Below are 17,079 nucleotides of genomic sequence, written 5' to 3' on the forward strand. Positions count from 1 at the left end.
CACTTCGCAAGCCTTACCCCAACGTATTTAGTCTGTAATCCATTAAATCAAGCTCCTACTGGTGAACGGTTACGTAAGAGCGACGTCTTCTAAAACACCTTGGAAACGCAAAGTTTGTGTATGGTGGAACATGGGTGCAATCCAGTATTCGCTGATCAACGTCGATGCAATTGGCTCCAATGCATTAAGGTAGTCCTCAAGTGGAACGAAAGATCTGACTCTCTGTAGTTGTTCATCTAACCATTGTGCGTTCTTCTCTCCCAAAGTGTGGAATAGCACAGCGTTGCTAAAGAAGTTCGTGAACGCTGAGGCATGACGATTATCATCTAGGTTTATGTTCGTCACGACCATCGTCTCATTTAGCTCACCATTCTTAGCTTTCTCGTTCAGCTCACGATAGGAATACATAACAATTTCTACTTTACTGCCAACACTCACCAAACGATTAGAAATAGCCCGCGCACAGCGACGCAACGCGGTATAGTTATATCCTGCTATCGTAATGTGTTTAGGTAACTTAAGCGGCTCACTGAACGGACGGAGCACTGGCTTCCAACCTGGTAGCAGGTTATAAGCGGGTATACTCCCAAATACAATATTCTCGCGGCGCATCACTTCGGCCAAGTGCTCAGGTTGAATTAGCTCACTAATATAACGGCGCTGCGCTAAAGAGAGTTTGTGCTTAGCGTGCTGATTAAATAAGGCGAATAAGCAACCATCTTCTATTCGACTACGCTTGCTCGCCGATGAGTGTTCTCGGTTTTGCGTCGACATATAGTGTCCACACAAATCCTCCTCGGGCGAAGTATCCCTTTGCAACGTATTTGCTGCCAATGACGGGTTCTCCATCTGCTCGTCATTAACAATCCAGATAGTCACCAAATCCGTTAGAACTCTACATGCATAGTAACCATTAAATGCTTGCAGTTTTAAACGACTTTCATTGTGCTCGACAACAGAGAATGGGCCACTTCCGACCACCAGCTTGTTATTCGCTACGTTAACTTGGCTTACTGGTTGAATGCCGTATTTCACTCCAGAAATAAGTCCAGCAAAGCCCAAGTCAGCTCGATTAAGCTTAAAAACAACTTTCAATGGCGTTGGCGCAGTAATGTTAGCAACATGTGCCAACTCTTTTTCGTAGTACTGTAGTGAACTCAACTTTGCAAACAAGCTAACCACTGTTTCTGCATCAATGGAATTACCATTATGAAAAGTCAGACCTGGACGAAGGTAGAAAGTCCATTCGTAGGTGTCTTCGTCATAACGCCAGTGATGTGCGAGTTCTGGTTGCACTTTCCCATTGTTATCACTCGAAACTAAGCAACAATAGATTTGCCTTAATAAGAAACGTTCGCTGCTACGCTGAAGTTGATGTGGAACGACGCGCTCAAACATTCGCTTATAGGTTAATTGAATATTTAGCTGTCCTTCTTGAACAGAAGCACCAGACGTTGTTTTTAACAAACGGCCAAATGCCATTTCGTCTTCATCTAATATCGCCAGTGCTTTTTCATACTTGCCTAACTTGATACGTTCAAGAGCCAAGCTCTCTTTTAAAACGTCTAACTCCATATTCAGAATAAGAGTCGATCGTTGGTTCCGCCCAGCTTTCGGGTGCCAGCTCAACCACGCCTTCTGCTGCATCTGCGCTAGCAGGCTACGAGCATGCCGAGAAGAAGTGAACATGATGTCGGCAATGTCCTGTAACGTGGTTTTTGTTTCATCACCAACGCTAAACGAGAGTAATCGTTGGTAATAGCGAAACAAATTGAGATCAGACACTGAATCAACCTTAGAGCTGTGAAGTTTGTGGATAGGAATAGTTTACTTAAGTTGGCGGCAATAAAATAAGAAAACTTCCTAATTATCTGTTCCCCTTTTCCACAATTAACCTCCAAATTCGGCTTTAAAGCCCCAGATATTTACGTTATTAGGAACAAAGTCAACAAAATCACTCTCTTTTTTATCTCCCCTTTTATACGCATAATTTACTCGTCAGCGTAAAGGAGGAAGAAATGAAGAAGCCAATGATGGCGTACTTTTTTCAGCAACGCGTAGCTCAATCGAGTAATAAAATAGAAGTGATGACTCTGGTCTATCTTAACGATATGTTCCAGTGGTCATAGCCTAACCTCAAGCAGAACTTAGCTCCTGATACTACACCCCCACTTCGTTGTATCTTAAGTTCTGCTTTTTCATCTTTTGCACTCTACTACCTTATTGCAGGTTACTAAAAGTTAACTAGTTGAAACACCGCAAAACAGAGTCTACATTGAAGTCTCATCCCCCAATCGCTTTGTTGAGAAAGGGGCATTCATGGATATACACCACCAATTCGGGAGTCAATATGGCAACTTCAGTGAAACTTAAAGCGGGCGACAGCTTCCCTCATCTTCAAGCCACTTTGCTAGATGGTTCAAGCGTAACGTTGGGTCAGCCGCAAGGTGATGCGACTTGGCAAGCAGTATTCGTTTATCGTGGTAAACACTGCCCTCTTTGTACTAAGTACCTCAACGAGCTTGAGAGTTACAAACAGGCTTTCGCTGATGCTGGCGTCGATATTCTTGCCGTTTCTGGCGATTCAAAAGCACAGCTAGAGGGGCATCTAGAGAAACTCGAAATCAGCTTCCCTATCGCTTACGGCCTGACCGAAGAACAAATGAAAACGCTAGGCTTGTATGTATCTATTCCTCGATCTGAACAGGAAACCGATCATAATTTCGCAGAACCAGGTCTGTTTGTGGTGAATGAACACGGCGACTTACACGTGGTGGATATTTCAAACAACCCGTTTGTTCGCCCTGAGCTTGGCGCGCTATCACGCGGATTGGCATGGATTCGCGATCCAAACAATAACTACCCTATCCGTGGCACATTGGATTACTAATATCTTCTACACCCAAGTAAACTTTCTATCCTTAAATAAGCTAAGATTCTTGCCTTAGTGAGAATAACTTGGAATGCATATCAGATCCGTGAGATCTGATATGTATCAACAAGTTGGAAATAGAGTCCTTGTTCATTATACAACGCCTTGATGAAAAACAAGATCAGTGAAGCCCAGGCTCCCCTCAAACAACGTTAGTTATTTACTTCTAAGTCACTTTCACGATAAATACATGAAATTAAGACTAAAAACTTAGACTTAACGGATATATAAATCATAACGGTACCTACACAAGTAGTTGGCTAGCGATTATTATCCTATTGCAACTCACAATTGTGCAAATCTAATAATTCATACCATAAATGAAAACATAGATACCGTAAGAGACAAAATAAAAGCAAACGATTTTTTTACCAATAAAACACCGTTCAATTAAAATAAAAAACATTTCACTTTATAAAAATGTAATTAATCGTTATTTGCAATCACACATCTTAATTGAGAAATACAGTATGAATAAAATCTCTTTGCTTTATATGGCCGTTTGTATCGGATTAGTTGGATGCGGTTCAGGAGGAAGCGACAACGATCCAGCAAAAGATATACATCCCACCATTTCAAATCCGGAACAAATCAACGCAATGACGGTGGAAAAAGGTCATTTCTATTGTTCTGTAAACCAACAAAAACTGGAACACGGAGGGACATCTGCAAGCATGTCCTACCTGATTGAAAAGAAAAGAAATTCTACGGTTGTTGACGATTATGAATGTACCGAATACGGTTTAAAGAAAGGTGAGTCAATTATCGTCACTAAAAGTGCAATTGAAAACTTTTCATACTCAAAACATTATAAAAGCACGAAGAAGAATGACATTAATGGGTTTAAAATCATCTACCCTACAGGACTTACGACTCCGATTAATAAAGATTATGAAAAAATTACGATCACGTATAATACGGAGAGACCTGACGTTAACATTAAGATAATTCAATATTTTGACGAAAAGTCTAAATTATATACCATCAAAAAATATGAAAGCCACGTTAACGACAACTCACCAATAGGTTTAGTTGAGAAAGAGGAATTCGATAAATATTCCGATTTTGAAAAGAAACTGGAATTAAATAGTGCTTTTTTAAATTCAACTGAAGTGAGTGATTTATTCTACAACTTATTAAGTATGATAAAATAATAACTAAAAATCAAAAACTTAAAAAGTACGATTATGCTCAAGTAGCTTCGATATGCCTGACTCGAAAGAGTACGTTGTTTTACGAAACAAATTACGATTTTAATGAAGCACATCTAAGTTACTTGGGTATAAACGGCGATGTATTATTAATCAGCTTTCAAAAGAGAGTGACGTTTGCGATTAACTACTTTGGTCTTAACGAAGCTCAATTTGATGCTTTTCAGACCAAATTCGCAAATCATCAAGAATCTTAAGTGCGGTACGGCCGAACTCTGTTAGTTCATAGCTGACTGCAATTGGGCGGTCGCTGATCACTTTACGCACCACCATACCTTCCGCTTCTAGCTCTTTCAGGCGTTGGTCGATCATCTTTTTACTTGCACCGCCTAGCATGCGTGCTAAGTCATTGAAACGAACTGGGCCGTCTTTCAAATGATAAATCAGAGAACCTTTCCATTTACCACCAATTAGACGCATCCCTTTCTCGATAGCACATGGCTCCGCACATACGTTCACCACTGACTTACGACCTTTGCTATCTACACTGATTCTGCTTTCCACAATACACCTCAAGATACGCACCTAATCTAGGTAACGAAAAGTAAGCTATATACATTTAGTGCTTTAGAGTAATAAAAACGTCACCTCGCCGCAAACAAATAAAAATGGACCGCATGTAGCAGTCCATCTCAATTCATCATTCAGTTCGCACTATCTTTCTAAAAGGATTAGAAGTTTTCGTTAATGTGAGCTTCGAAACGAACAAAATCGTTTTCGATATCTGCGTTCTTCATCACATCATAACAAGCGAATGTAGGTAATGCTGACATACCAAAGAAGCGGAAGTTAGCGTGCATGTGGAACATCAAATCGTCCACGCCTTTACCTTGGAATAGGTATTCGTTCTCATCATCAAACGATTCTTCTGGCGCGTTGAATGTCAGTGACAGCATGTATTTGCTGTTGGTTTGAGTGCCGCCTGTACCATAGTTTTTCTTTGGTTCTTCTGCGCTACGGCCATCGAATGCACATAGTGCGCCGCCCATACCCGCAGTAAACACGTCGTCCATGTATTTTTTGAATGACCAAGGCACAGACATCCAGTTGATTGGGCTTTGGATGATCACGCGATCAGCCCACTCAAAGTGTGCGAGTTGCTCATCTACGTTGATCTCATCTTGCATTGTCACAACGCGAACCTCATGGCCTTTTGCTTGCAGAAGCGTCTGTGCTTTGTCGACAAGAGAAGCATTTAGACGACCTTCTGAATATGGTGATGGTTCGTGTGCATTGATGATCAGTACGTTGCTCATGGGATTACCTTTAAATAAGTTCACAAGATGACGCAGTAACCATTGTGCGTCGGATGTGGTTTATTATGGTAACCTAGAAATATAGTGCAATTAGTTAACTTTTAGTAACCTACTTAATTTTTTATTATATCACTGTTTTTAAAACATATATTTTTTCAATTTTTTATTCATCGTTATTTTACGATTAATTTTTTCATCGAGTTGTTGAATCTTCCACAGAGCAGGCGTACACTTTATCGCAATTCGACGATTAACTATTAAGGCCAGCGAATGAGTGATAAGTGCAAGGACACGTGCGAAGTTGTTTTTCAGACAACGCAACAACAGCTCGAGAAAGAACAAACTCTCGCAGCGCAAGCAAAAGCTTTGTCGCATCCAGCACGTTTGCGCATTCTGCATATCCTGCACACGCTCGATACCATGGGCGGTTGTTTGAATAGTGATCTGGTTTCTGAACTGGGTCTTGCGCAATCTACTGTTTCCGAGCACTTGCGTATTCTAAAGCAAGCTGGCTTTATCAGCGCCGAGCCAAACCCACCTAAGGTGTGTTACCGCATTCAACGCGACGCGTTTGATCAGTTCAATCTAGGATTTTCCAAGTTATTTGATTAATTCCCTTTGCACGCTGCTCAGGCGTGCAGAGATAAACTATACCTTTCACTATCGCCTTTCGACGATAAACGAATAAGAGAACACTATGACTACTCAAGTTTTAAATAGTGCCAGCGACAAAATGAGCTTCTTGGACCGTTACCTAACGGTGTGGATTTTTGTGGCAATGGCAATCGGTGTAGGTATTGGCGCAGCATTCCCTCAAGTTGCTGAGTGGAATGAGTCAATGTCAGTCGGCAGCACGAACGTACCGCTCGCGATTGGTTTGATTTTGATGATGTACCCGCCGCTAGCAAAGGTGAACTACAACCTGCTAGGTACAGTGACGAAAGATAAAAAAGCGATCACGCTGTCTTTAGTCATGAACTGGATTGTCGGCCCTATTTTAATGTTCATCCTTGCATTGACTTTCCTAGGTGATCATCCGGGTTACATGGTTGGCATCATTCTGATCGGTCTTGCTCGTTGTATCGCGATGGTATTGGTATGGAACGATATCGGTGGTGGTAACAAAGAATACGGCGCAGCCCTAGTTGCATTAAACAGCGCTTTCCAAATCGTAACTTACAGTGTGATGGCATGGTTGTTTATCACTGTGTTGCCACCAGTCTTTGGTTACGAAGGTTTCGTAGTTGATATCTCGATGATGGACATCGCGGAAAGCGTTCTTATTTACCTTGGTATCCCATTCCTAGCGGGCTTCCTAAGCCGCAAATGGCTGGTCGCTGCGAAAGGTGAACAATGGTACAACGACGTATTCATCCCACGCATTTCACCAATTACGCTTATCGCCCTGCTTGCGACCATCGTACTGATGTTCAGCTTGAAAGGTGAAATGATTCTTGAACTGCCAATGGATGTATTCCGTGTAGCAATTCCACTGGCTATCTACTTTGTGTTGATGTTCTTTGTCAGCTTCTTCGTTGGTAAGAAAATGGGCATCGACTACGACAAAAACGCGTCAATTGCTTTCACGGCAACAGGCAACAACTTTGAATTGGCAATTGCGGTTTCTATCGCGGTGTTTGGCCTAAACTCAGACCAAGCTTTTGCTGGTGTCATTGGCCCGCTGATCGAAGTGCCTGTATTGATTGCTTTGGTGAATGTAGCATTGCGAATGAAAGCCAAATATTATGGCTAACCTAAAAAGCACAAAAAATACAAAAGCGGTAAAACATTAACTCACTACCGTTTTAATATACTCACTGGGCGTTAGGCCGAACTTACTTTTAAAGCGTTGGCTAAAACGCCCCTCTGACTGATAACCACACAACTGTGCGAGCATAGCAACGTTATACGAGCCATTTTGCATCAAGTAAAGTGCGTGATTTAAGCGCACTTCTGCCAATACTTCACGATACTGGGTACCTTCTTGTTTCAGTTTGCGTATCAATGTTGCTCGGCTCATAGCAAAGTGCCCCGCGACCATGTCTAATGGATGCTCCTCCCCTGGAGAGCGCGATAAGTAACGACTAAGTTTCTGACTAAAAGAGATATGTGAACTCGAGAACAACCGATGCAATAACCCTCTCTCAGCTAGCTGCTGATATAGGCCCATAATCCAGTAGCGTTGTGTCGCTTCACTTAAGCTTTCCCGCTCAAACGAAAACAAAGCATTTAACGTCGCTTGCAATGCTTTATCTGTCTCAACAACGGGTACATAGTTTCCTAATGCGTTGCTCATGCTTAGCTCCAACATTTCATCGCTAGGCACACAGTGAAAACTGAACATTCGAGAAAGAAATCGCCCTTGTAGAGGAAGATTTTCAAAATTTAGGGATGCATTTGCTTCACAAAGCATGATATTTGGATGATGGATGTCGAGTACTTCGTCTTTCCAGAAAAGATGTTTACTCCCCTTAACAATCTGAATAATGCTTGGGGAGTGAATCCTGACATTACGAAGCTTCTGCTGCTGCTCCGCACGAAACAGCGTAACCTGATATTGGTGACCCATTCTCTCCCCTTATATTCAATTATCGCGTGTAAGTCGTGGTTAATGTCGCTTTACCCAAAGCAACACTATTCAAAGTAAACCCTACAATGGCTGGTGGCGTGTTTTCATCCAAATTCAGTTCTTCAGTTGGCAATGCCCACACCGTAAACTGGTAACGATGCATCCCATCATTCTTTGGAGGACACGCGCCGCCGAACCCCGTTGTGCCGTAGTCAATACGAGATTCTTTGCCTCCTAACTTGTTCATATCAATGCCTCGAGGCAGCTCGCTAACGGTGGATGGAATATTAAACGCTATCCAATGCCAAAAACCACTGCCTGTTGGTGCATCGGGGTCATACACGGTGATCGCAAAACTTTTTGTGCCCTTTGGAGCTTCTTTCCACATCAATTGTGGTGATTGATTCCCGCCATCACATCCCCAACCAGAGTATTCAAATGTCTTCGCCATCGGGTGGCCTTCTTGAATATCTCTACTCACGAGTTCAAATGCATGGGCAGAACCGACCGCAAAAACACTCAATACCAAAACTGACTTGTAGATCGCTTTCATGTTTTTCTTCCTTTCAATGAATTCAACACTAGTCTAAATACCCAGCAGTCCGAATCCTTGTCAGTAAGTATCAAAAAACACAAAATAATCTATAATTTTGACACTTTAAGATTCTAACACAAATTTCTTACTCTCTTAATTGCACTTGGTTTATGCTAATTAATCGCTCACGGAATAAGGAAGGAAAATGGAATTGGATATCTACGTGGTGGACGCCTTCACCGATACGCAATTCAAAGGCAACTCAGCAGCGGTGATACCGTTAGAGGAATGGCTAGCCCCAGAATTGATGCAAAATATCGCGACAGAAAACAACTTATCAGAGACGGCTTTCCTAAAGTCCATTGGCGCAAACCAATATGAGATTCGTTGGTTCTCTCCGATTACTGAAATCGATTTCTGTGGACACGCAACACTGGCCTCTTCGTTAGTTCTGTTTGATGAGTTTGGCATTAATGGCACGATTGAATTTCATACTCTGGAAGTAGGGCCCCTCACCGTAGAGAAGAATGCGCAAGGTAAGATCGAGATGACGTTCCCTGCTCGTCCTCCAAAAGCCGTTTCTGATATTCCCTCGGCATTGATTGAAGGCCTAAGTTGCGATGTGGAACGCGTACTGCTTAGCCCTCAAGCGTATTTCGTGGTGGTCGGCAACCAGCAGGAGGTACTTGAGGTTCAATACCGTTCAGATCACCTCAAGACACTCGCTCCTTACGATGTGGTCGTTACCGCAAAAGGCGATCAACAAGACTTTGTATCTCGTTACTTTTGGCCTGCAAATGGTGGTGACGAAGACCCCGTAACTGGCTCGATTCACGCTGGGTTAGCACCGTTCTGGGCAGAAGCGTTAGGCAAAACATCACTGGTCGCTTACCAAGCTTCTCAGCGCGGAGGCATTTTGCACTGTGAAGTTACTGGCGAACAAGTAAGAGTATCTGGCGACGGCGTGCTCTACATGAAAGGCAAGATTTTTGTGTAGCCCTTTAGCCTGTCTTTAGCATTAGCCCAATAGGACAAAGCCCAGCGTTATTGAGCTATATAACGCTGAGCTTGAGGATAACGCTGGACTTGATGGTTTGAGTAGAGTGATATCGAACTACTGGAACTTCTTACCCGCAGCGGCAACGAACGCCATTTCTACCAATAGTTCAGGGTTCGCCAATTCGACTTTGACGCAAGCGCGGCTTGGTGCGCAGCCCTCAGAGAACCACGCATCCCACACTTCGTTAAGCGCATCGAAGTTAGCAAAATCCGTCACGTAAATCGTCACAGATAGAATGCGCGATTTATCGCTATCAACACTGGCTAGCATTTGTTCGGCTTGGTCGAAGATCTGCTGCACTTGCCCTTTCATATCTGCAGTTGTATCTGCTTCTGCCACCTCAACAAAGTTGGCAATACCGTTGAACACCGTTACATCAGACCAACGTTTACATGGATTAATACGATGAATTGTCATGTTATTTCTCTTAATTACGGCTTCTCAACCAAACACACAGGCGCACCGATGTCGCACGAATATCCGGTTGGAGTGATAACGCCAGTTTCCGGATTCCTATGGAAGCTAGCGACATTATGTGAATGTTGATTGGCAACGAGCATCCACTGCCCGTCACGGGATAAAACAAAATCTCTTGGGAACGCGCCACCACAATCGGACTCGGCAATTTGAACTGGAGTATTGCTCGTTACATCAAATGTACTGATCAGATTTTGCGCACGGCATGAGACATAGACAAAGCGCTCATCCACGGAGAGACGAATAGCAGACGCCGCTTCTTTGTTCTCTTCATCGGCTAACAGTTTAACTTGTTGAGTCAGATTCCATTGTCCGTTTTGCTTGCGAAGTACCACCAGCGTTTCAGACAATTCGCAAACAACGTACGCGACAGATTCATCACGATTGAAGATCAAATGACGAGGCCCTGAGCCAGCAGGCATCGCGATGCTTTGAGAAAGTGGAAACTTAACTGTCTCACCATCATTGTAGTAGTCATAAAAGTGAACACTGTCTGTGCCTAAATCGACCACAGCCAATTGAGCGGAGTATTTTAGAAAAGTGACTTGATGGGCATGAGGGGAAGTCTGACGGTCAATATTCGGCCCATTGCCTTCTACATACAATTCTGCAATGGATTTCAACGGCTTACCTTGTTCATCAAGTTGGTAAACACTTACATTGCCGGAACCGTAGTTTGCAACAGCGAGTAGCTGTTCTTTAATGTCGATATGGCAAGGGTAGTCACCTTCAATTGGCAATCCATAGCTGTCTATTTTTTCAGCAAATATCAGCTCTGCACCTGCCAAACGATCGACTTCATTAAAGGTATATAAACCCTCTCCTCTGAGCGCAAGGTAAGAAGGGTTACGAACCGTTTTTACTGCGTCTGGAACAAGTTCATTGATGAGCGTTAATGCGCCAGTAGCAGTATCAAGAGAAACACACGCAATGCCCTGACTTTGGCTTGGTGAATCGGTATAGGTGCCTACATAAAAATGTAAGTGACCATTTACTATCATGGGAAACCTTTAGGAGATAAAAGAGTGCTTAACCGATAAGATGCCGCCTGCGTTACCAGACGGCAATCCCTTTTAGTTATCAATCGGTTAAAGTGTGAAGCAACTGCTCGGTTGGTACTACGATGGCGACAATCGTTTCATCAAAAATAATCGCATTTTCATCGATAGTGCGTTGATACGCTTCAGTGTCAGATTGGCTAATGTCACTGCCCTGCTTGGCGAGCTCAATCAAAGTTAAACCTAAATCGGCAACTTTGATTGCGGCTTCTGCAACTGGCACCGTTTCTACCGACGCCACGTTTGCAGCGAAAATAGGTTTGGCTTGCTGCGCCGCTAACTTAACGCTCTGATAATGCATCGCCAACGCATCCAACGCGGTTTTATCACTTTGAGCATAAGCTGCGACCAAATCTTTCATCTCGTACACTGCTAGGCTTTCTACTGGCAATGCATCCGCAAAGCGGTTTAGTCGCTCATACTGGTTGTACAAATCACCTTCATTTGGCGTAGAGATCCACTTCTCCCAATGACGAGCGTAGTATTGAGCCGGCTCGATGTACTTCGCTAATGTTTGTAGCGGCGTTTCATCTGCACCATTAGCAAGACGTTTCAACATCATATTGGCATCGGCATGATGACGCAGACCAAGCGAAATCTCAGACCATGTATCCATCACCTTCATGCGCTTGTACATGCTGCGCTCATCGGTCAGGTCTTGGCTCGACCATAGGCGCTCAGCAATTGCGTAGCTTCTCGGCCATAAGCGTTGCTCGATGGTCATTGAATCGAGGTTCTCACCCCAAATGGTGATTTCTCCGCCTAAGATCAAATGCTGTTCTTTCTCGGTCAGTTCAGCTGGATAGCCGCCATTCGGCTCAGGAATGACACTCCCCTGCATGTCACTGCTCGCGACCAATTCTCCAATCGCAGGCCAACGAACATTGCCAATCAATTGGTAACTGGTGTCTTTCAACTTGCCATCCGCAAAGTCATAGTTGAATTCGGTGTAAGACATAAAGTTATCGAAGTGCCCTTTAAACTTCACACCCGGCACGTACTCGATGATGAACACCTCTTCACGAGACTTACCGTTGTAATCGGTAAACGCACGGTAGCTGCCGTCTGTCGCTTCAATAATGGTTAGATTACCTGTACGTGGACCACCTTTGTTGCGTGGTTTCACCCAATCATAAGTCGCGAATTTCTCACCTTGATGAAGTTGGTCATCAACCGTGATTCCTTTCGGCATTGGATCATTGCGGTAGTGGTAACTGGTTGGTTGTGGCTGGTCTAGGTAATAGCCTGTTGAGAGAATGCCTTGGTAGCCCCCTTTTGCTGCTCGACCTATACTGTCGTGCCCTTGCCAGCTTTGAATCACAATCGAGGTTGGAAGGTCTTTGTGCCAGATTTCATCCCAGCCAGTCATCTTCTTACCGCGCTGTTCCAGCATCTGTTCAACCTTGGTGTTCAGATACGATTGCAGACCACGCTCACCATCCAGATTGTTGTCTTTGATGAATTGCTGAATCTTCGGGTTGTCTTTCCACTGTTGGTAATTTGGTTCATCACCGCCGATATGGAAGTACTCATCAGGGAAGAGCTCAACCACTTCGTCAAACACGCTCGCCAGCATCTTGTAAAGTTCGGGATTGGTCGGGTCCATTAACGGCTCAAACACACCCCAGCCACGTTGATGCGAATAAGATTGTTCCCCCATACCAGACATTAATTCAGGGTAAGCGTGCGCCACTGCCGAAGCATGTCCCGGCAGAGAGATTTCAGGGATAACTCGAATACCAAGGTTGCGCGCGTAATTCACTACATAGCGGATTTCATCTTTGGTGTAATAATCACCATCTGCGGTGTCTTGCCATAGCTTTTGGTAATTATCGAGCTGGATACGAATCGCTTGGTCATCCCAAATATGCCAATGGAAAACGTTCATTTTTGCTGATGCCATCGCATTGAGTTGACGAAGAATCACGTCGAGTTCAATGAAGTGACGAGAAGTGTCGTAAGAAACGCCACGCCAAGGAAAGCGAGGTTCATCTTGAATCGACACCGCAGGCACAAAGTACCCAGTCGCGTCCGTAGTCACCAACTGCAAGAAGGTTTCCAAACCATGGAAAGCGCCGTAAGGGCGTTCGGAGCGAATGATGATCTGACCATTACGCGATTCAAGTTGGTACGATTCATCACTGTTAATGTCTTGCACCTCTGACTTGGGCGCATTACGAATATCAATCACCAAGGTCGCGTCTTTTTGCGACTCAGCATGCCAGTTCAACATCGGTAAGCCGGTTTGGCGATATAGACGGTCCATAGTGCGCTTTGCGTTGAACTGCACGCGCGGGGAATCGTAGCCTTTGATGTATATGCTGAAGGATTTATCCAGTGTGATTTTACCCTGCCCCAACTCTACATTTTGTGGGTAAGGCATTAGGTTAAGATCGGTGTTGGGGGTCATCGCCATCGCTGCCGTTGGAATTGTGATTAAGCCTGAAATGAGTAGTGCTAATGTACCTTTGTTCATCCGCGCCATCCTGTCGTTGTTATTATTGTTCAACCCAAGTCACGCTATTTAATGGGGTCTGGTGACTTGGGTAAACGAGCTCTGTTTGAGTTACGCAACCAGCTCTACTGCTTCACGAACCAGCTTGCCAATTTCGTCCCATTGTTCGTTTTCAATTAAGCTCGGTGCCACCATCCAAGTGCCACCGCAACAAACCACACGGTCGATGGCTAGGTAATCATTAACGTTGTTCTTACCGATACCGCCTGTCGGCATCAGGCTCACATCAACATAAGGTGCAAGTAGTGACTTCACCATCGCGATACCACCGCTCGCTTCCGCCGGGAAGAATTTGAGGAAGTTCAAACCCAGCTCAAGAGCTTGTTCAACCTGACTTGGGTTATTCACACCCGGAACGATTGGCATATTGATCTCTTGGCAGCGACGCACGGTATTGGGGTTCAACCCCGGCGCAACAATAAACTCTGCACCCGCGTCTTTCGCTTGAGTAATTTGCTCCGGCGTCAGTACCGTGCCAGCACCGATGCACATTTGCGGGTAAGCATCACGCATGGCTTTAATCGCATCGGCAGCGGCTTCTGTTCGAAACGTCACTTCCGCGACTGGCAGACCGTTTTCTACTAACACTTTCGCCAATGGAATCGCGTGCTCAACCTTGTTGAGTTGAATAACTGGAATAACTTTGAATTGCTGAAGTTGCTTAATCATTGCTTGGGACATAATACGTTCTCGGAAATTATCGAATTAGATGAGTCATGGCGTCATTTGGAATGATTGCGCCAGGATATTGAATAACGGTTGCTGCTAGTGCGTGACCGAGTTGGGCAGACTGCTCACAGCTTTGTCCGGTCAATCGTCCTGCAAGGTAACCAGCAGCAAATGAATCGCCGGCGGCACAGGTGTCGATTACTTTCACAACCTTCTCGGCGACTACGTAAGCGGTTTGCTTGTCATCACCATGCGACCAAACCAGTTTGCAAGGCTCACAGCCACGTTTAATCACTATTTCTTGGCAACCAAAGCGAAGGCTGCGCTGCTCAGCACTTTCCTCTTCACCCCATACCAAGACATCATCGTCTTCAGTGATAAGTGCAATGTCGACTAAAGGCAGAATTTGGCTATACCAATGTTTCGCCTCTTGTGCAGACCAAAGTTGAGGACGGAAGTTATTATCGAAGATAACCTTGCCTCCGCCTTGTGAGAACTGACTTAACGCCTTTTTAAGCCTTACTTTGCTATCGTCATTTAGAATCGCGACGCTGATGCCACTTAGGTAGAGGTAATCCAGCTCTCGGTTCGCAATCGCAGCTTCTAATTTGTTGAGCGAAGAGGTAGAGAAGTAGCTTTTAACGGCTGCACTGTCACGCCAATAAAGAAAGCTGCGTTCGCCTTCTTGGTCGGTCTGCACCATGTACAACCCCGGAAGCTGAGCTGGGAATATCTCGACAAGATCAGTCACAATGCCCTCTTGTTGCCAGTTTTCCAGAAGCTCTTGAGAAAGTACGTCCTCCCCAAGACCGGTCGCGTAAGACACTTGGACAGGTTGTTGAGCCGTTAGTCGAGAGAGGTAAAGTGCGGTATTGAGCGTGTCGCCACCAAAGCCTTTGCGAATTGGGTCGCCGCTCAGTTCAATCATGCATTCGCCAAAGAAAGCAATTTTAGTCTGGGATGAATCGGTCATCGTTCACCTACTTTGGATAAATTTAGAATGGTGGCTCGGGGGAGCCACCAGTTTGTCAGGAGCTTATAAGCGAGTTTCTGTTCGAGCCAGAAACCCTTTGCTGTTAAGCGTTTTGATTTGCCGCCGTTGCGCGGTTTTGTAGAGAAGCGTCTTCTTCCAGAACGCCTTTGTCAGACAGCTCCATTTCCATCAGAGCACGCTCATCATCAAGGATTGCTCGTGCCATTTCTGGTGACACTTGGTTAGCTGGAGTCACTAGGCTTACTGCCACACCAGCGGTTAGGGCAAACAAGCAAGATGGAATCACTGGGTTGCCCCAGAAAGCAGTCAGGTCTGGGCTAAGCATTACTGCAAATGAAGCAATAGACGCACCTGCCAATGTTGCCAATGCACCTTGCCAGTTGTAACGCTTCCAGAAGCGACCCAACATACCGCACACGAACATGCCAGACATAACTGTCGAGATCATCTTAGTGATGTAGCCGATGATGTCGTTAGAGGTTAGCGCGAACAGCAATGCACACCCGATCACTACAACCAAAGCCAAGCGAGAATAATTCAACATGGATTCTTTGTTTGGCACGCGACCGGTGAACATGACGTAAACATCACGCAGCAAGATAGACACGCCCGCAATCGCATCGGAACTTGCACTCGACATGGTTGCCGATAGACCTGCAATCAGAACGATAAGACCAACGCCTACTGGCAATACTGTTGCCGCGATGTATGGGAAAGCAAAGTTCGCGTTGTTCAGTTCAGGGTCAATCGCATGCGCCGCCATACCAATAACTGCAGGGATGATAGAGAAGAACAAGTACAGCACACCAGACGCTACGAATGAACGACGGATGGTTGATACATCTTTGCCTGAGTAGATGCGTTGGCGGAATGAAGGCGTTGCAAGTACACCCACACCAATCACAACAGCAAGAGAAACCGCTGGGATTAAACCAAGCTTATCAATCGCAAGGAAGCTAACCGCTTCTGGATCCATGGCTGAATACAGGTTATCCAAGCCGCCAATGTGCTGCACAGACAGTACCGCCATTAGGATGAAGCCAACAAACAAGATGATAGCTTGAATGGTGTCTGTCCAAACCACCGCAGTGTAGCCGCCAATAACCACGTAAATAGTAAACGCTGCTGCGATAATCATCTTCGCAGTGCTCAGCTCAATATCGGCAATCCACGCGAGGTACATACCACCACCAAGGATGTGTGCGCCCAACCAGCCAATAGAAGCGATAAAGATAAGCAGACCAACCACGTTCTTCACGATGCGATTTGCACCTACGTAGTATGCGAGCTCTTCACTCATAGTCATAAAGTTGAGTTTACGAACTGGCGCAAACCACAGCGCCAATAACAAGATACCAATTGCGCCGCCAATGCCGTAAAGCGCACCAGCCCAACCGTTTGAGTAACCAAAGCCAACCGCGCCCATACTTGAGCCCGTGCCAACCATGGTTGCTACCGTGGTACCTAATACGAGGAACAGAGGTAAGCCTCGACCACCGAGTAGAAAGTCTTCACCTGATTTTTGGTTGCGAGAGACAAACCATCCCAACCAAATTAAAAATAAGACATACGCACCGAAGCCGGTAAGAAAAAGTGTACTGTTCATTGAACACCTCTCATATCAAAATCCATCTTTCAGATTGATATAATTCCAGCAGCAAGTATTAGATTTTATTCCAGAAATTATCTAATTTTATTTTTATAGCTTTTGCTAAATATATTAGGCACTACTGCTTTATGAAATTATATTTATGTAGGGAGTGAGAGTGCCAAAAAGATAATAACAGGAAAGTAATTATTTCC

Annotated in this window: 16 protein-coding genes; 5 read left to right on the forward strand and 11 right to left on the reverse strand. The window is 44.7% G+C overall.

Going from position 1 to position 17,079, the window contains the following annotated elements; genetic code table 11:
- Positions 1-69 precede the first annotated feature (69 nt).
- Positions 70-1,785 (reverse strand): SgrR family transcriptional regulator, encoded by a 1,716-nt coding sequence (locus R7E42_RS03770; protein WP_318072359.1) that lies wholly within the window; start codon positions 1,783-1,785, stop codon positions 70-72.
- Positions 1,786-2,350: 565 nt separating this feature from the next.
- Between R7E42_RS03770 and R7E42_RS03775 the strand changes: the two genes are divergently transcribed.
- Both R7E42_RS03775 and R7E42_RS03780 read left to right on the forward strand, forming a co-directional pair.
- Positions 2,351-2,890 (forward strand): redoxin domain-containing protein, encoded by a 540-nt coding sequence (locus tag R7E42_RS03775; protein ID WP_005385152.1) that lies wholly within the window; start codon positions 2,351-2,353, stop codon positions 2,888-2,890.
- Positions 2,891-3,402: 512 nt separating this feature from the next.
- Positions 3,403-4,086, forward strand: coding sequence for a hypothetical protein (locus tag R7E42_RS03780; RefSeq protein WP_005385150.1), 684 nt, complete (start codon positions 3,403-3,405; stop codon positions 4,084-4,086).
- Between the two features lie 195 nt (positions 4,087-4,281).
- Here R7E42_RS03780 and R7E42_RS03785 read toward each other — a convergent pair whose 3' ends face one another.
- Positions 4,282-4,647, reverse strand: coding sequence for a winged helix-turn-helix transcriptional regulator (locus tag R7E42_RS03785; protein ID WP_054865851.1), 366 nt, complete (start codon positions 4,645-4,647; stop codon positions 4,282-4,284).
- Positions 4,648-4,814: 167 nt separating this feature from the next.
- Positions 4,815-5,399, reverse strand: coding sequence for an NAD(P)H-dependent oxidoreductase (locus R7E42_RS03790; RefSeq protein ID WP_005375454.1), 585 nt, complete (start codon positions 5,397-5,399; stop codon positions 4,815-4,817).
- A 270-nt stretch (positions 5,400-5,669) separates the two neighbouring features.
- Here R7E42_RS03790 and R7E42_RS03795 point away from each other — a divergent pair, with 270 nt between their 5' ends.
- Both R7E42_RS03795 and arsB read left to right on the forward strand, forming a co-directional pair.
- Positions 5,670-6,011 (forward strand): ArsR/SmtB family transcription factor, encoded by a 342-nt coding sequence (locus tag R7E42_RS03795; RefSeq protein ID WP_005375451.1) that lies wholly within the window; start codon positions 5,670-5,672, stop codon positions 6,009-6,011.
- Positions 6,012-6,096: 85 nt separating this feature from the next.
- Positions 6,097-7,152, forward strand: coding sequence for an ACR3 family arsenite efflux transporter (gene arsB / locus R7E42_RS03800; RefSeq protein WP_005385145.1), 1,056 nt, complete (start codon positions 6,097-6,099; stop codon positions 7,150-7,152).
- Between the two features lie 36 nt (positions 7,153-7,188).
- On the opposite strand, the gene R7E42_RS03805 is transcribed toward arsB, so the two are convergent.
- Both R7E42_RS03805 and R7E42_RS03810 read right to left on the reverse strand, forming a co-directional pair.
- Positions 7,189-7,968 (reverse strand): AraC family transcriptional regulator, encoded by a 780-nt coding sequence (locus R7E42_RS03805; RefSeq protein WP_047101663.1) that lies wholly within the window; start codon positions 7,966-7,968, stop codon positions 7,189-7,191.
- A 19-nt stretch (positions 7,969-7,987) separates the two neighbouring features.
- A complete protein-coding gene (locus tag R7E42_RS03810; protein ID WP_017635230.1) occupies positions 7,988-8,521 on the reverse strand; it encodes a YbhB/YbcL family Raf kinase inhibitor-like protein in 534 nt (177 codons plus the stop codon).
- Between the two features lie 187 nt (positions 8,522-8,708).
- Between R7E42_RS03810 and R7E42_RS03815 the strand changes: the two genes are divergently transcribed.
- Positions 8,709-9,500 (forward strand): PhzF family phenazine biosynthesis protein, encoded by a 792-nt coding sequence (locus tag R7E42_RS03815; RefSeq protein ID WP_318072360.1) that lies wholly within the window; start codon positions 8,709-8,711, stop codon positions 9,498-9,500.
- A gap of 117 nt (positions 9,501-9,617) precedes the next feature.
- Here the strand turns inward: R7E42_RS03815 and R7E42_RS03820 are convergent, their stop codons facing one another.
- The 6 genes from R7E42_RS03820 to R7E42_RS03845 all read right to left on the reverse strand — a co-directional run bounded on the left by R7E42_RS03820 (position 9,618) and on the right by R7E42_RS03845 (position 16,882).
- On the reverse strand, positions 9,618-9,980 hold the full coding sequence (locus R7E42_RS03820; RefSeq protein ID WP_213876022.1) for a RidA family protein: 363 nt from the start codon (positions 9,978-9,980) through the stop codon (positions 9,618-9,620).
- Between the two features lie 14 nt (positions 9,981-9,994).
- Positions 9,995-11,041, reverse strand: coding sequence for a lactonase family protein (locus tag R7E42_RS03825; protein WP_213876020.1), 1,047 nt, complete (start codon positions 11,039-11,041; stop codon positions 9,995-9,997).
- Between the two features lie 79 nt (positions 11,042-11,120).
- Complete coding sequence (locus tag R7E42_RS03830; RefSeq protein WP_318072361.1) at positions 11,121-13,574, reverse strand: beta-N-acetylhexosaminidase; 2,454 nt, start codon at positions 13,572-13,574, stop codon at positions 11,121-11,123.
- A gap of 90 nt (positions 13,575-13,664) precedes the next feature.
- Positions 13,665-14,294: a bifunctional 4-hydroxy-2-oxoglutarate aldolase/2-dehydro-3-deoxy-phosphogluconate aldolase gene (locus tag R7E42_RS03835; protein WP_078609815.1), complete on the reverse strand. Its 630-nt coding sequence runs from the start codon at positions 14,292-14,294 to the stop codon at positions 13,665-13,667.
- 16 nt (positions 14,295-14,310) lie between these two features.
- A complete protein-coding gene (locus R7E42_RS03840; protein ID WP_318072362.1) occupies positions 14,311-15,255 on the reverse strand; it encodes a sugar kinase in 945 nt (314 codons plus the stop codon).
- Positions 15,256-15,358: 103 nt separating this feature from the next.
- On the reverse strand, positions 15,359-16,882 hold the full coding sequence (locus R7E42_RS03845; protein ID WP_005435470.1) for a sodium:solute symporter family protein: 1,524 nt from the start codon (positions 16,880-16,882) through the stop codon (positions 15,359-15,361).
- Positions 16,883-17,079: the final 197 nt, after the last annotated feature.

Source organism: Vibrio sp. Vb1337 (assembly GCF_033338715.1).
GTDB classification, from domain to species: domain Bacteria; phylum Pseudomonadota; class Gammaproteobacteria; order Enterobacterales; family Vibrionaceae; genus Vibrio; species Vibrio alginolyticus.

Excerpts from the sequence above, each read along its gene's own strand:
- R7E42_RS03775 (WP_005385152.1), top strand. The coding sequence starts at position 2,351 with ATGGCAACTTCAGTGAAACTTAAAGCGGGCGACAGCTTCCCTCATCTT.
- R7E42_RS03780 (WP_005385150.1), top strand. The coding sequence starts at position 3,403 with ATGAATAAAATCTCTTTGCTTTATATGGCCGTTTGTATCGGATTAGTT.
- R7E42_RS03790 (WP_005375454.1), bottom strand. The coding sequence starts at position 5,399 with ATGAGCAACGTACTGATCATCAATGCACACGAACCATCACCATATTCA.
- R7E42_RS03795 (WP_005375451.1), top strand. The coding sequence starts at position 5,670 with ATGAGTGATAAGTGCAAGGACACGTGCGAAGTTGTTTTTCAGACAACG.
- arsB (WP_005385145.1), top strand. The coding sequence starts at position 6,097 with ATGACTACTCAAGTTTTAAATAGTGCCAGCGACAAAATGAGCTTCTTG.
- R7E42_RS03805 (WP_047101663.1), bottom strand. The coding sequence starts at position 7,968 with ATGGGTCACCAATATCAGGTTACGCTGTTTCGTGCGGAGCAGCAGCAG.
- R7E42_RS03810 (WP_017635230.1), bottom strand. The coding sequence starts at position 8,521 with ATGAAAGCGATCTACAAGTCAGTTTTGGTATTGAGTGTTTTTGCGGTC.
- R7E42_RS03815 (WP_318072360.1), top strand. The coding sequence starts at position 8,709 with ATGGAATTGGATATCTACGTGGTGGACGCCTTCACCGATACGCAATTC.
- R7E42_RS03820 (WP_213876022.1), bottom strand. The coding sequence starts at position 9,980 with ATGACAATTCATCGTATTAATCCATGTAAACGTTGGTCTGATGTAACG.
- R7E42_RS03825 (WP_213876020.1), bottom strand. The coding sequence starts at position 11,041 with ATGATAGTAAATGGTCACTTACATTTTTATGTAGGCACCTATACCGAT.
- R7E42_RS03830 (WP_318072361.1), bottom strand. The coding sequence starts at position 13,574 with ATGAACAAAGGTACATTAGCACTACTCATTTCAGGCTTAATCACAATT.
- R7E42_RS03835 (WP_078609815.1), bottom strand. The coding sequence starts at position 14,294 with ATGTCCCAAGCAATGATTAAGCAACTTCAGCAATTCAAAGTTATTCCA.
- R7E42_RS03840 (WP_318072362.1), bottom strand. The coding sequence starts at position 15,255 with ATGACCGATTCATCCCAGACTAAAATTGCTTTCTTTGGCGAATGCATG.
- R7E42_RS03845 (WP_005435470.1), bottom strand. The coding sequence starts at position 16,882 with ATGAACAGTACACTTTTTCTTACCGGCTTCGGTGCGTATGTCTTATTT.